Source organism: Pseudomonas sp. RL_105y_Pfl2_101 (assembly GCF_963970585.1).
Classification (GTDB): Bacteria; Pseudomonadota; Gammaproteobacteria; order Pseudomonadales; family Pseudomonadaceae; genus Aquipseudomonas.
In genome coordinates this window covers 23,333-37,844 of record NZ_CAXAPG010000037.1, presented here as the reverse complement: position 1 = coordinate 37,844, position 14,512 = coordinate 23,333, and the positions used below count along the sequence as shown (strand labels likewise).

Annotated in this window: 12 protein-coding genes; all 12 read right to left on the bottom strand. The window is 63.1% G+C overall.

The window, feature by feature from the left end; genetic code table 11:
• Positions 1 to 169: 169 nt before the first annotated feature.
• A complete protein-coding gene (locus AACY31_RS25420; protein WP_339476977.1) occupies positions 170 to 1,108 on the bottom strand; it encodes an alpha/beta hydrolase in 939 nt (312 codons plus the stop codon).
• Positions 1,109 to 1,360: 252 nt separating this feature from the next.
• The gene (locus AACY31_RS25415) at positions 1,361 to 2,155 is read right to left on the bottom strand and encodes a ChbG/HpnK family deacetylase (protein WP_339476979.1); all 795 of its coding nucleotides are present in this window, start codon (positions 2,153 to 2,155) and stop codon (positions 1,361 to 1,363) included.
• Complete coding sequence (locus AACY31_RS25410; protein ID WP_339505271.1) at positions 2,127 to 3,302, bottom strand: GNAT family N-acetyltransferase; 1,176 nt, start codon at positions 3,300 to 3,302, stop codon at positions 2,127 to 2,129. The genes AACY31_RS25415 and AACY31_RS25410 overlap by 29 nt, the downstream gene beginning before the upstream one ends.
• Positions 3,303 to 3,307: 5 nt before the next feature.
• Positions 3,308 to 3,997: an N-acetyltransferase gene (locus AACY31_RS25405; RefSeq protein ID WP_339476984.1), complete on the bottom strand. Its 690-nt coding sequence runs from the start codon at positions 3,995 to 3,997 to the stop codon at positions 3,308 to 3,310.
• The gene (locus AACY31_RS25400; RefSeq protein ID WP_339476987.1) at positions 3,994 to 5,889 is read right to left on the bottom strand and encodes a hypothetical protein; all 1,896 of its coding nucleotides are present in this window, start codon (positions 5,887 to 5,889) and stop codon (positions 3,994 to 3,996) included. The genes AACY31_RS25405 and AACY31_RS25400 overlap by 4 nt, the downstream gene beginning before the upstream one ends.
• 149 nt (positions 5,890 to 6,038) lie before the next feature.
• Entirely contained in the window at positions 6,039 to 7,343 is a 1,305-nt protein-coding gene (locus AACY31_RS25395; RefSeq protein WP_339476990.1) for a lipopolysaccharide biosynthesis protein, read from the bottom strand.
• Positions 7,340 to 8,344 carry a polysaccharide deacetylase family protein gene (locus tag AACY31_RS25390; RefSeq protein WP_339476993.1) on the bottom strand — a complete coding sequence of 335 codons (1,005 nt, stop codon included), beginning with the start codon at positions 8,342 to 8,344 and terminating at the stop codon, positions 7,340 to 7,342. The genes AACY31_RS25395 and AACY31_RS25390 overlap by 4 nt, the downstream gene beginning before the upstream one ends.
• Positions 8,345 to 8,356: 12 nt before the next feature.
• Positions 8,357 to 9,493, bottom strand: coding sequence for a glycosyltransferase (locus AACY31_RS25385; protein ID WP_339492323.1), 1,137 nt, complete (start codon positions 9,491 to 9,493; stop codon positions 8,357 to 8,359).
• Positions 9,486 to 10,445 carry a glycosyltransferase gene (locus tag AACY31_RS25380; protein ID WP_339505270.1) on the bottom strand — a complete coding sequence of 320 codons (960 nt, stop codon included), beginning with the start codon at positions 10,443 to 10,445 and terminating at the stop codon, positions 9,486 to 9,488. The genes AACY31_RS25385 and AACY31_RS25380 overlap by 8 nt, the downstream gene beginning before the upstream one ends.
• Positions 10,442 to 11,812 (bottom strand): O-antigen ligase family protein, encoded by a 1,371-nt coding sequence (locus tag AACY31_RS25375; RefSeq protein ID WP_339505269.1) that lies wholly within the window; start codon positions 11,810 to 11,812, stop codon positions 10,442 to 10,444. The genes AACY31_RS25380 and AACY31_RS25375 overlap by 4 nt, the downstream gene beginning before the upstream one ends.
• A complete protein-coding gene (locus AACY31_RS25370) occupies positions 11,809 to 12,912 on the bottom strand; it encodes a glycosyltransferase family 4 protein (RefSeq protein ID WP_339477003.1) in 1,104 nt (367 codons plus the stop codon). Before AACY31_RS25370 ends, AACY31_RS25375 begins: the two co-directional genes overlap by 4 nt.
• The gene (locus AACY31_RS25365; protein ID WP_339477005.1) at positions 12,909 to 14,501 is read right to left on the bottom strand and encodes a GumC family protein; all 1,593 of its coding nucleotides are present in this window, start codon (positions 14,499 to 14,501) and stop codon (positions 12,909 to 12,911) included. The genes AACY31_RS25370 and AACY31_RS25365 overlap by 4 nt, the downstream gene beginning before the upstream one ends.
• Positions 14,502 to 14,512 lie beyond the last annotated feature (11 nt).

Here is a 14,512-nt window from a genome sequence, read left to right as displayed (position 1 = left end):
CCAAGCGTGAAAACGAACGGCACCGAAAGGTGCCGTTTTTTTTTGCGTGCGCTTGCACCGCCATCGCGAGCAGGCGGCGGGTCAGCTTGCGGCGATGTTGACTGGGCTGACGCTTTCGCGAGCAAGCCCGCTCCCGCAGGGGGATTGTGGTGATCTGGAGGGAGGGTGATCAGCCCGCTTTGGCCGGGGTGGGCAAGGTGTTTGCGGCCATGGGCGATGGCTTGTTGTTCATCAGCGTGTCCAGCGCTTGCCGGTAGTTTTTGCCCGCCAGACTCATGCTGTTGTTATGCGTCGCCCCCGGCACCAGCAACAGGCGCTTGGGCTCCCGGGCGGCGTTGAACAGTTGCTCGCTGAAGCGCGGCGGTACGTAGCGATCGGCAGAGCCGTGCACCACCAGCAGTGGCATGTTGATTTCGCCGATTTTGTCGATGGAGTCGAATTTCTGCGACAGCAACCAGCGCACCGGCAGGGACGTATTCGCCATCGCGGTGGCGACATCGCCCAGGGACGTGAACGTGGATTCGATGACCAGACCTCGGACCTGGGCGGCGCCATTCTTCGCGGCCTCCTGGCCCAACTGCGCGGCGAGGTCCACCGCGATGGCCCCGCCCAATGAATGACCGTAGATCAGCCGCAGGGCCGGGTCTGGTTGCAGTACCTTGAGGCGCTCCCAGGCGATGCGTGCATCTTCATAGACGCTGGCTTCCGACGGCAGATCCCCATGGCTTTTGCCAAAGCCCCGGTAGTCGATGGCCAGTACCGAATAGCCCAGCGCCCTCAACTGCTGGATACGAAACAATTGGCCGGTCAAATTCCAGCGCACACCGTGCAAGTACAGGATGGCCGGCGCGTTCTTGCGTTTGGCCGGCCACCACCAGCCGTGGATATTTTCCCCGGCCTTGAAGTGCTTGGACTTGAGATCGAATTCCTGCACACCGCTGGGCAGCCCACTGAACCAGCTGGCCGTCCCCGGCTCAATGCGAAAGACCAGCTCGCGCTCCTTATGTTGCAGCACTGCACAGCCCACCGGCAGCCCGACCACCATTGCGCTCATGACAAGGAAGGCCAGCCAGCGCCGCCGAAGGCGAGAGAATAAAGGTAAAGGCATCGACGCAATTCACTACTCGAAACAGAAGATGCCTTGTAGCAGATTCTCCGAAAGCGGTGCAGGGATTTCGAATGACCGTGGCGAGGGGGACGCTCGCGCCGGAACCCGTAGGAGCTGGCGAAGCCTGCGATCTTTTGATCTTGATCTTTCGCTTTTGACTCAATGGGCTGTGGAAGGATCGCAGCCTCGTTTCACTCGACAGCTCCTACGCAGCTCCTACGCAGCGCCTATGCAGCGTTTACGGGCGATACATCAGTGCGCATCCTCATACTCAAGCAGCGTCAACACCCGCGTGGTCCGGTCATACGCGACCTTGGGAACGCCCGCCAGGCGTTTGTGCAGGACCTGGGTCAACGACTCTCCTGGCATCAGGCTAGCATCGCCAAAGTCTCCGTCCAGTTGCAGCGGATGCACGATGACCTCAAGCGAGCCATGTGCCGGTGGCGCGGCGTGGTCCAGGTCGGCTGGGGTGCAGACATAGTCGGCTGTCGCACCGCACAGGCTGCGCATGCGCCGGTTGAGCAGGGTCTTGAAGAGGCGCTTGGGCAGGTTCAAGTTGGCCCCCAGGTTGCGCGCCAGGCGCATGGGCACGCGCTGCCGGGCGGCGAAGCGGGCCACCAATTCGCCGATGGGCCAGATGTTGTGCACATGTTGATGGGAATCGAGATGACTGGGACGCAGGCCGTGGTCCAGGCAACATTGCCATTGCGTCTGCAGTTCATCTTCCACCGCCGCCAAATCCTTTGAACCCAGGCGCAGGCAATAACGCGACAGGTTCAGGTCGAACTGGCCATTGGCGTCGCAAAAAAGCGCTCGCGAGGTGATCGCCCGGCCCAACGGCGGGCCGTAGCTGAGGTTGAAGTGCAGGCCAACGTGGCCTTTGAGCAACGGTTGCCGAGCCAGTTCACACGCCTGCTCGAAACCTGGCATGTTGGCCATGGCCGTGGCCGAGCTGATGACGCCGGTCTCGAAGGCGCGCAGGATCAGCGCGTTTTCACTGAGGCTGAGCCCGAAGTCGTCAGCGTTGACGATCACTTGACGAGGCATTGGTGTTCTCCTGGTGCTTGGGGGAGGACGATGCCGTCGTCGCGGTTGGTTTGCTTTGGCGCTTGCCAAACCATGGTTTCAAGCTTTTCCATAGCCGCAAGGCAAATCCCAGGAGCAAGCCCCCGGGTTGCCATGAATAAAAACTCCAGCGCCAGTGTTCCAGTTGGCCGGTCATGCGTTCATGTAACTGATGGCTGGAGTTCTCCAGGCTGACTCGTGATGCATCGATCCAGCGCCAGTTTTCGTCCAGCCCCCAGCGGATCCACTCTTCGAGCAAGACCCGGCCGCTGCCCAGATCAGCGTGCTGCGGCAGGAACGCCAGGTTGTAGTCATACAGCCGCCCCTGATCCAGCAAACCGAGGCGATAGCTGATGCATTCGCCGTTCAGCTCCAGCATCACCACGCGCACCAGGCCCTGGGCGGCGAGGGCGGTGAAGGCGAGGTTCATCCATTGTCGGCGCCTGGGGTCGGCGAAGATGCCGACACCTTCCTCGCCTTTCCAGCTGGCCGCCTCGACATCGGCGATGTTGCGCAACAGTTGCCCCATGCTGATGGCATCCGGTTTCACCCGGCGGATCTCGGCACCGCAGGCGGTGATCCGCTTGCGTGCCCGTCGTAGCTTGTAGCGTGGGTTGCCAGAGATTTCCTGGTGGTCGCTGTCGCTGATCAGGTGCACCGGAACCCGGCAACTCAGGCGTCGTTCTCCGGTGGAACTCAGCGCCATCCAGGCACTGAGGACGCTTTCTTCACCGACCGGTTCGACCACCTCATTCAATTGTAGTAACGCGTGGGGCAGGTGCTGGCGGATCTGTATCAGCGCCTGCCCCATGCCTTCGGCGTCCAGGCGTACCAGCAAGGCGATGCGATCGGCCAATGGATAACCCAGGTGACGCAACACCCGGAACCGCAGACCGCCGATGCGCTCACGCGCCGATACCAGAGGCAGGCACAGGCATAGCGTCTGGTCTTGCCAGCCCAGCAACACGTGCAACTGCTGGTCTGGCAGCAGGGCGAATTCCGCCGCTTGCAGCCAGGCCAGGGTGTTGAAAGGCGTAGCGTCGGGCACTTGGGCTCGCAGCTGTTCATAAGCGGCTATGGGAAAGTCCTCAGCGCCCAGGGAGCGACACCATTGGAGCCGGATCGCCATGGCCATCAGGCCGTCGCAGTCGATGGAGCCGACCGGGCCGGTTTACGAAAGGCGTCCAGTACCGAGCCTGTGTAAAACGTATCGCGGAAAAACCGCCAGCGACCGAACAAGCAGTGCACATGGGTGATCTGGCCGCGCTCCTGGTAGTCCATGCGCAGGTGCAGCTTGACCGCTGGGATGTTGCGCAGGTCACACACATCGACGACTTTGTCGCAGCCCTTGTCCGCCATGACTTTCCATAGATTCAATTGCACATCCACCGACATTTGGCTGCCCCAGTAGGCCCGGATCATTTCCCCCCCGAATTCGAAGAACTCGCCAGGCTTGACCGGGAACCAGCAGCCATAGAAATGGCGGTCAAAGTAATCCCGTGTACTGCCCCATATGAAGCTGACGGTGTCGCCCTGGTCGTCCAGATACATCAATCCGGTGTGACCTTCGGTGGCCAGCTCGCGCATGGTCTCGACGCGGTCACCAAAATGGGTGGCAAAGGCGTCGACGTTTTCTGCGGTAATGAATTCCTGGCGCACCGGTCGATACGGTTTGAGGTTGTGCGGCCGTATCGGGGAGACCAGGTCGCGTTCCATCCACACCAGTTGTGAGTGGAAATACACATAGCGCCTGAATAGCTGTTTGAGGACGGCGCGCAGGCCTTTTTTCTGGATGCGATCACGCAATTTCTGCAGAGCGTTCATGGTGCCTCCTGACGGGTGGCGGGTTGGGGGGAAGAGGGTGCGGTCCAGCTCAGGGCAAACAGGGTTTCCCCTGGCAGGAGAAAGCGGATCTGCCCGGCCTCGCAGTTGAACGGGGCGCTGCGGCTATGGTTGTCGGGGCCGAAATACACCAGCTCGGCTTTGGCCTGGGGGCAGGGCGCGCCGTCCAGGCTGACCTGTTGCGGGCGCGTGCTTTTGTTCACGCCCAGCAGGCTGCGTCTGGCGTCGGTGGCCATGGCCAGCACGTCGACTTCGAAGGCGTCGTTATCCAGGCGCAGCACTTGGGTGAGCCAATGCTTTTGGATGAACTGCTGGGCCAGGCCCACTGGCTTGAGTTCGAAGCGCTGGCTGTCCAGCACTCGAACCATGCCTTTTGGGTACTCCGGTTCGTCGGCGAGCATGAACCAATTGAGCATGTCCAGCAGGCCGTCGGCAGAGGCGTTGATCACCACGGATGTCCACCAGAGGGCGGCGTAGTGAGTTTCCTGATCGTAGGGGCTCAGGCTCGAGCCGCTGGACATGTTGGTCTGGTCCAGCAACAAGGCCTTGCGCGGCCGGCCAGTGGTATCCAGGCCCACCAGGTCGGCGGCCTGGCGCACGCTGTTGCGATAGACCCGGGTCGCCAGCAGGTCGCGGACCATCCATTCATGCCAGGCCAGGGCGTCGATCTGGTCACTGTATTTGGCGAGCAAGCGCCGCGCCCAATCAATGCCGCGCCGGTCCGCGGCGTTTTCCGCCATAGGACCATTGGTCAATCGCGAGCTGGCCGGTATGGCAATGCGCACCCCCGCGCGGGCGTTGGCGGGGATGGCGCGAACCTGATTGGCCATGCTCTCGAACACCTGCTGGTAGCTGGCGAAATCCGGGTAGTTGAGGTTCGGTTCATCGGCGAAACTGAGGTAATGGATACCGTTGCCGCCCAAGGCGCGGGTCGATTTGAGCCAGGCCTGCAAGCCGCTGTTGCTGACGCGGTCGGCTCGCAAGTCAGCTTTGCGTGCGCTGCCGGCCAGCAGGGTGATGTCCCGGGTGATGCCGAAGCGGTCCTGGTACAGGCGCCGGAACTGATTTTCATAGTCCGGCTTGCTAGCGGTGATGTCGACCAGGCTGTAATAGCTGGCGGCCTGGGGCTTGAGGGCTTCGATCACCGGGTAGGCCGATGGTGGGGGCATGACGTAGGGCAGGTATACCCCCAGTTTCGGGGTTGTTCCCAGGACATCGCCATAGAGTTTCAGGCGCGTTTGCCCCGGGTCCTGGCGCAGCGGCTGCAGATGCTCGGCGTCCTGGGCGAACAGGTTCGCGGTGCCGTCCAGCCAGAACGCCGCCTTGCCGTTGCCCTGCAATTGCAGGCGCCAGGTTTGCTCGACATTGGCGACGGGCAGGGCGACTTGATCGAACTGCCAATAGGCCGGGTATGGCTTGAGGTGCAACCGTACCTGTTTGCCATCGGCGATGCGCCGGGCTTGCAGGCTGCGCACGCCGCCGTGGAACTTGCCCGCCAGCACGGCCTGTTCGCCGGGTGCGACCTTGAAATACAACTCATCGCCGTCGTGGCTTTCGGCGTTGAAATGCACCTTGGCCGGGGCGAACAACGCCCGGGTACGGGCATCGTGCTCGACGGTGTAGCGGCGAAAACTGTAGCCGGGAATTTCCAGCCGATAGCTGGCCGCCCCCGGCAACAAAGGCCACTGCTGCTCGCCACGCGCCTGGGTCGCCTTGATCAAACGTTCGCCCACTAGGCGCCCCTGGCCGTTGAGCAGGTACAGGTGTTCTGTATTGGCATCGGCCTGCCAGGCCGGCACCCAACGCACGGTCACGTAAGCGGGGCGGTCGGTCTGCAGGTACAGGCTGCCGTCGCGGATACCGGTCCATTGCATCGCCGCGCCATGAGCCCAAAAGGCCAGGCCCCAGAGGCACAGGCCAGCAGCCACTCTCACTGCAAGCCGACCCACCGCTCCAGCAAGGGCATTACCACCCCCTGAGGGAGCGAGCTTGCTCGCGAGGGTGGTTTGGCTGGCAACCGCACTCATGCCGATTTCCCGAGCAGCATTTTGCGCATCGGCAGCAAGTCGCTGGGCAGGATGATCAGTGTCTGCCACACCGCCACGCCGCTGAGGCGGCAGTACATGGCCAGTAGCGCCACGGTCACGCTCAGGTAGGCGATTGAAGACGCGGCGGCGGCCCCGACGATGCCGTAGAGGGGGATCAGGATCAGGTTCAGCGCCAGGTTCAGCAGAGCGCCCACGCCCATCAGCAGCGAAACCGTGCCGGGTCGGTTCTTGCCTAGCAGATCCAGGCGCAGGATGCTCGCATAGCACAGCCCGAACAGCCCCGGCAGGAGCGCCAGCAAGGCCGGATAAGCCGGCTGGTAGGCCGCGCCAAACAAGGTGACGATCAGCCATTGGCCGATCAGTGCCATGCTCAGGCAGGCGCCGAGCATCACCGTGGCGGTCAGGCGCAGGGCCAGGGGGGTCAGGCGCTGCATGTCGCTGTCCTGTTGCAACAGGCGTTTCATCAGCGGCGTGGTGACGGCTTCCGGCACGATCAGCAGCAGTTCGGCGGCAGCGCTGGCCATGGCGTAGTGTCCCAGCGCCGTGCTGCCCAGCAGGGCACCGATGAACAGGAAGTCCGAGCGCAGCAGCACTTGCTGGAACAGCAGGTCCGGATGGCTGCGGGCGCCGTAGCGCAACAGTTCGTTCTGATGGGTGCGATCCCAGCGCAGGGTGACCACATGATCGCGGCGCAACCACACCCAACCGGCCAGCGCCACCAGACTCAGGCCCGCCAGCCAACTGATTAGCGCCGCTTCCAGGGCGGCGTCTTTCCACATCCAGAACAGCGTGACAAACAGCAGCAGCGGCGCCAGGGATTCCATCAGGCGCAAGGCATTGAAGGCACCCACGCCACCCGAGGCGTTGTGCAGTGTCAGCAGGCCGCTCTTGAGCACGGTCAACGGCACGGCCAGCAACAACAGCCAGGCGAGCAATCCCAATTGCGTGGCGATGTCCAGCTCGCCGCCGAACTCGCGCACCAGCGCCACCACCAGCAAGGTCAGTAGCCCGGCTAGCAGGCAGCCGAAGACCAGCACCTGGCTGAGCAACAGCCCCATCGAGCGTTGCTGCGCTGCCTGATAACCCACGGCAGAATTCAGGCCACCGCTGGTGGCGGCGCTGATCAGGTCCGGCAGGGTGCTGAGCAACGCAAACAACCCACGTTCGCTGGGCCCGAGAATCCGTGCCAGCAGCACATTGCGCAGCAGGCGCAGGCCGATCATCGCCAGGCGTGTGCCCATGCTCAGCGCCAAGTGCTTGAGGTAATGTGCGCGGCTCATGGGCGTGCCCCTCGGCGAATGCGCCAGGCCAGTAATTCAGGGTGATGGGCATTGAGTTGGCTGACGCCGAAACGCGGCACGTTCAACGGGTCGCCGTCGTTGCGATACAGCCCCGCCTCGGTGCCGAGGGCGAAGGCAAAACCATGGGCCGCCACCTGTTGGCGCACCCGGGCATCGTGGTCGCCGTTGGGGTAGCAATATACCGGCAAGGGTTGGGCGCAGCCGTTTTCCAGGGCGATCCAACTGCGCGTCAGCTCTTCGTGCAGGCGCTGGTCATCCAGCCCGGTCAGGATCGCGTGACTGGCGCCATGGGGGCCGAAGCGGATCAGCCCGGAATCTTCGAGCATGCGCACCTGAGGCCAGTCCAGAGCCTGGGGTTGGGAGCCCTGGGGGCAGGCTTCGCTGAGGTCGCTCAAGGTCCCAGCATCGAGGCTCTTGAGGCTTTGCAGGTAGTGCATCAGCGCCAGGCTGCGGCGCTCGTCATCGATGTCATCGAGCATCACCGGCAGCGGTCGACCAACGTGCTGCAAATGCTCGATCAACGAATGCCGCGCCACCTGGCCATGGCTGCCCCAGAGGGTTTCGCCGATGCTTTCCCACCAGAAGTGCTGGCGACTGCCGATGAAATCGGTGGAGAGGAAAATACTCGCTGGCACCTGGTATTGACGCAGCAACGGAAAGGCATTCATGGCGTTGTCGCGCCAACCGTCGTCGAAGGTCAGGGCCACCCGCGGACGGTTCGGAACGTTTTCAGGATCGGCCAGCAACAAGGTCATCAGCGGCACGCACTCGAAATGCCGTTGCAGCCAGATCAGCAAATGTTCAAACGCTTCGGGCCCCACGCACAGCTCGTTGCGATGGGGCAATTCGGCGGCGCGGTCGTTGTTCAACACGCGATGGAGCATCAGGATCACGCCGGCGCCACGCAGCGGGTGGCGGCCCAGGGACGTGTTCAGGTACAGCCAGCCGCCGGTGCGCTTGAAGACTTGTTTGATCGACATCGGCCCTTCTCCTCAGCGGTTCTGTTCGGGGTTCCACTGGCTGTAGCGCTGGCCCCGCAGGAACTGCCAGAGCCCGATGCTCATGCCCGCCAGCGTCACCAGTACGAATGCGGCCAGGCGAAAGGGCCGGGGCAAGCGGTGGCGCGCGTCCATCAAGCCGATCAGCGCCATGGCGTAACCGAGCAATTGCGCCACCAGGCTCAGGCGATAGAACGGATGCTCGTTCCACAGCCAGACGTTGCTCAGCAACAGGGGTAACAGCAGCACCGGCGCGAGGCGGCGGATCAACTTGTGGCTGATCAGCCCGATGGCATAGAGGCCGTGACGCAGCGGGTTGAGCAGTTCCCGGCGCTGGGCCAGGCTCTGCAACCCGCCAACGGTGACCCGCTGGCGCCGACGAAACTGCTTGTCGGCTTCGTCCACGCCCTGGTCGGTCACCCGGGCCAGGGGGGCGTAGACGATGGACTTGCCGGCGGCCGGCGCGCAGGTGCTGAGGAAAAAATCGTCGTTGACCTGGGCCGGTATCGGTTGAAACAACACCCGGCGCAGGGCCAACAGGGCGCCGTCGGCCGAGACCATGCAACCGGTGCGGCTCTCCACCCGCCGCAGCCAGCCTTCGTAATGGCGATACAGGCTGTCGCCCAGGCTCAGGCCCTTGCCCGGCACCGGGATTTCCATGTGCCCGGCACAGGCGCCGACTTCCGGATCGCCCAAGGGCGCCAACAGATGGCTGAGGGTGTCGCTGGCCCATTGGTTATCGGCGTCGGTAAATACCAGGATGTCGCCGCTGCTGTGGGCGACACCGGTATTGAGGGCGGCGGCCTTGCCCTGGCGCGGGAGGTCGAGCACGCTGATGCGCGGATCGATCACCTTGCGTGCGCAGGCCACTGTGTCGTCGGTGGAGCCGTCGCTGGCGAGGATGATTTGCAGCGAATGGGCCCGATAATCCTGGGTCAGCAAGCAGCGCAACTTCTCCTCGATGTGCCGCGCCTCGTTGTGGGCGGCAATGACAATGCTCACGTCCATCGGCAACGCCTTGCCATAGCGACGCCGCGGAAACAGTGGCGCCAGCAGGCTCAGCAGCAAGGGATAACCGAGGTAGGCGTACACCGGCAGCAACAGGCACGACCAGTAAATGAATTCAGCCACGGGCAGGTCTCCTGGTATTCCAATGACACAGGTTAAGCAGCAGTGCGGCGCCGGTCAGGTGCAGGCGCACCCAGTGCAAGGCCCACAATTGCAAGCTCAGGCGCGGATCACGCCGGCTCTGGCGCAGGCTCAGGAACAAGGGCGGCAGGGCGGTGACCAGCAACAGCGTCAGCGCCAGGTGCAACTGCCCCTGGAGCACCGCGAGCACTGCCAGCAGGTCCAAGCCCCAGGCGCCAACGGACAGCGCCGGGAAGCGCAGCAGGCGCAGGCTCGGGCCATGGCTGCGAAGCAATTGCAGATGACTGCCCTGACGCCACAGCTCCTTGCGCATCCACTCGCGCCAGCTGCCTTCGTAGCCCCAGTGCAGGGCGACGCTTTCCTTGACCAGCAGCAATTGCGCGTCGGTCTGGCGCAGGCGCAAGGAGAAATCCTTGTCTTCGCCGGTGCGCAGGGTTTCGTCGAAGCCACCGACCCGGTCGAACCAACGGCGGCGCATCAACAGATTGGCACTGGGCAGCCAGTGCACCCGATGCAGGAGACGTGACCCGGGACGTTGGCTGCGGCGCTGCCAGGCTTCGGCGAACCACGGCGCCTGCCGGGGCGTGTCGAGGTCCAGGCCGAGTACGTCGCCCTGGTGGCCTTCGAGCTCCAGCAACAGCTTGAGCCAGTCGGCCGGCATCTCGATGTCGGCGTCGATGAACGCCAGCCAGTCACCGCTGGCGAGCGCAGCACCGCGGTTGCGCAGGGCGCCGATGTGCACGCCTGGCACGATCAACACCCGTGCCCCCAACTCGTTGGCGATGCGCGGGCCGTGGTCGTCGGAGCCGTTGTCCACCACGATCAATTCACATCCGAGGCCTGCCTGGCGGGCGGCTTCCTGCGCGGCTTGCAGCGTACGACCGATGTGTCGGGCTTCGTTGTACATCGGGATGACAATGCTGACGCAGCTCATGGGCGAGCCTCCTGTGGCGCGGCCTGCTCGGCGTCGTAGCGCAACACACTGGTGAGGGCGAGCATGATCCACAGCAATTTGTGGTTCGGCGCACTGAGGAACATCAGAAACAACGCCAGCGAGAGGAAACTCATACCCAGGTGCGTCAGCAGGTCCGCCTGCGCCCAGTCCCGCCGATGCAACCAGCGTTGGCGGGCGCGCAGCAGGTTGTACAGGCCAAGGCCGATCATGCCGACGAACATCAGCCCGCCGGGGACGCCGATTTCGCTGAAGATTTCCAAGTAAGTGTTATGGGCCCGGCGATAAAGGTCTCCCAGCTTGCGATTGGCCGAGAATGCCTTGGCATAGCCGGTGGGGGCGTAGTGCAGGGGAAAGGTCCCGGGGCCTGAGCCGAGTATCGGATTTTCGCGGATCATCTGGCTGCCGACGATGATGTACGAGGCGCGGCGGCCCAGGGATTCATCCTGGTGGGCGCTGGCGCCGGCACTGAGGATGCTCAGCGACTGGATGCGCGCGACATAGCCGGCCGGCATCACGGCGATTGCCAAGGGAATCAGCAATGCCAGCCCAAGCATGGCGAAGCCCAAGTGCCGTGGGCGGATGCGTGGTAACTGCGCGCGGTAGTGATAGAGCCCGATCATCAGGCTGAGCATCAACACCACCAGCCCTGAGCGCGATTCGGTCTTGGTCATGCCGCCCAGCAGCAGGATGAAACAGCCGCCCCAGAACAACCGGTAAAGCAGGTTCGAGCTGCGCAGCACCAACAGCAGCGCCAGCGGTACGGTAAAGGCAATCAACAGAGCAAAGGAGTTCGGGTCTTCCAGCAGGCCGGACGCACGGCCCTGATCCTGGTACCGGGTCGAAAACATCGCCAGCACGCAAGTGGTGGTGACGCTCAAGGTCACCAGGCGACAGAACAGCTCCAGGTTCAATCCACGACCGATCAGCAGGGTGATGACGAACAGGATCAGCCCCACCGTCAGCTCGCGAAAATGGGGCGTGGACAGGCCCATGTTTTCCGACAACAGCAGGCTCAGGCCATAGAGCACCATGAAACCGATCAGCGGCCGCCAGATATTGCTGCGCAGGCGCGTCCTGGGAATCTGGCGCAAGGCCAACTGCAACATCAGGATCATGATCAGCGCCAAGCCAAGGAACTTGCTGCCGGAAAAGGCGTTGTCCTTGAACAGGCCTTCGAACGGCACCAGGGCGGCAATGCCCAGCAAACCCCAGCCGGGCTTGCGGTACAGTACGGCGACACCGACCAGGCCGAGCACAGCGCCCGGTGCCAGGAACGGATAAGGGCTGGCCAGCAACGCCAGGCACACAAGGCCCAGCAGGCTGACGATCGAGAGCGGGACAATCATGAGCGAGCCTCCCGTGCCGTGCGGATGTAAAGCTGCGACCAGCGTTCGGCCAACGTGCGCAGGTCGTAGCAGTCCCGTTGGGTGCGGCGTGCGTTGTCGGCCAGGATCTGCGCCAGAGGCGGTTCGCTGAACAACGTTTCGATCTGCGCCGCCAGTTCCGCGCTGTCGGTCGGTGCTGCGAGCAGGCCGTTGTGACGGTCCTGTAGCACGTCGGGAATGCCGCCAACGCCGAACGCCACCACCGGCACGCCGGCCTGCATGGCTTCGAGCAGAATCATCGGGGTGCCTTCGGTGCGCGAGCTGATCACCAGGGCGTCGAGGCGACTCCACCAGGCGTTCATGTCGGTCTGGTAACCCGGTAATTCGATACGCGTGGGCAGTCCGGCATCGGTGATGCGCTTGAGCAGCGCCTGGCGTTCCGGGCCGTCGCCGAGCATCACCGCGTGCAGCGATGAATGCTTCTGGCACAGCGGGATCATGGCGTCGAGGAACAGGTCCGGGCCTTTCTCGCTGCTCAAGCGGCCGACGTAGCCGACCCGCCAGCGTTGTTTGTCGGCGCGATGGGCCAATGGCGTGCTGGGTGCTGGCAGGCCATTGGGGATGACATCGAGTTTTTCCGCCCGCACGCTGGCCCGGCGATGCAACGTGGCAATGCTCTCGGCCACGCAGACGACCCGCTTGACCGAGGCGGTGCGGCACAGTTGCAGGCTCAGCCAGGTATAGAAGCGCTGTTTGGGACTGCGCGGTGTGAAGCCATGTTGAGTGATCACCAGCGGCAGGCGCAGCAGCGTGGCGGCGGACCAGCCGAACAACAACCCCTTGAAGTTGTGGGTGTTGAGCAGCGGTTGCTCGTCCCGGCGCTGGCGCAGGTGCTGCAACAGCTCGGCCCAACTGGCGCAATGACGGCAATCGACCCCGGCCTGGCGAAAACGCGTGATCAAGGTCGGCGGTGCCGCCAGGAACAGCACCTGGTGCTGTCCGGGCGTTGCCAGGCAATGATCGAGCAGCATCCGCTCGGCCCCGTAGAAGCCGCCGCTGTCGAGCAGATGAATGATCGACAGGGGGCTGCTGTGGCGGGTCGGGCCGAACGGCGCGTTCAATTTCGCACCCAATGGACAAGGCTGGGCAGGCTCCAGTTACGGTGGGGGTTGATCTGGTCGGGGGACTGCTCGTTGATCACCAACAGCACCGGCACATCCAGTTGCTGGGTGATTTGCGCTGGATGCTTGAAGCGATGGTCGAAGAACTCACGTACATAGACCAGGGCAATCGCTAGCAGCAGGCCGCTGAACATGCCGAAGGCAATGATCAACATCGGCTTGGGAAAGGCCGCAGCGGTGGGTTCGAACGGTGGGCTCAGGACTCGGGCGTTGGACAGGTCGGTGTCCAGCGAGCGCGCGGTGCTGGCTTCGGCGAAGCGCTGGGCATAGGTGGAGAACGCCGCATGCAGGGCGTTGATCTCGGTGTCCATCTGCCGCAGCTTGCTCTGGGTTTCCTGGAGTTGGTGGATGCGCTCCTTGAAGGCGGCGATACGCTCGACCTTCTGATCGATCACCGAACTGACCACCGCCAGGTCGGTGGTGCGCTCCTGGATCCGGTTGTTCACTATCTTCAGGAACTGCTGGCGTGTGCGGATGATCTGCTCCCGGGCCAACAGCATCGGTTCGCTGCCGGGCTGGAAGATCGCCAGGTCATTCATGTAGCGGCTGACCTGGCTGGTCAGTTGCTCGCCCAGTTGCCTGATTTCCCGGTCTTCGAAGGCAATGTTGTCCACGGTGGTGGTGAAGGTGAACGGGAAGGTGTAGTCGTTGAACCGCGATTTGTTCGCCGCCGCAAGATTGGTCTTGAGGTAGTCGAGCCAGCGTTGGCTTTGCAGCAGGCGATCCTGGTACAGGTTCAGGGCCTGTTCTTCGGTATTGATGGCGTTCAGGCGGAAGGTGATTTCTTCCTTGGGGTCGGATGAACCGATGTTTTCAAGCAGCCCCAACCGGGTGCCTTCCAGACCGTCGAGACGGGTCTGGTATTGGGTTTTCTTCTGTTCATAGAACGTCTGCGGCAGTTCGATCGATTGCAGCTCCTGGCGGCTGCTGAGGTAGTTCTGCAGCAGTTGCGCCACGAACCGGGTGCCCTGGGCCGGGTCGCCGAAACTGTAGACGATGGAGATGACGTTGGAGCCAGGCAGGGTCTCGATCTTCAGGTTTTCGATGGCCTTGTCGGTCAGTGTATCGAGCGTTGTGTCGCGCACCGGATCGACCTCTAGCCCCAGGCCATCGCGCAGCGGGTTGATGACGTACTCGCGCAGGGGCTGGGTGATGTAGCGCTTGAGTGGTTCGCTCACCCATTTGTTGAAAATGCCGGGGCTTGGGGTGTATTCGCCCTGGTCATGCAGGGTGCTGATGGTCTGCCGGATCAACGCGGGCGAGCGCAGGATATTGCTCTCGGTTTCCATGTCCGCCAGGGACGGCGGGATGAAGGTTGCGTTCTCCTGGTTCAGCGACGTGGTGGCGTCGCCCTGGGAGAGTTTTTTCGACTGGACGATCACCTGGGCGGTGATATCGAAGCTCTGCTTGAGCATCAACGGCAGCACCAGGGCGATCACGGCGAAAATCAGGAAGACGCGCTTCACCCACTGCTTGTTGGCGAAGAAGATCCTGAAGAACTCATGCAGATAGTTTTCCTTGGGGTTCATGATCGGTCACC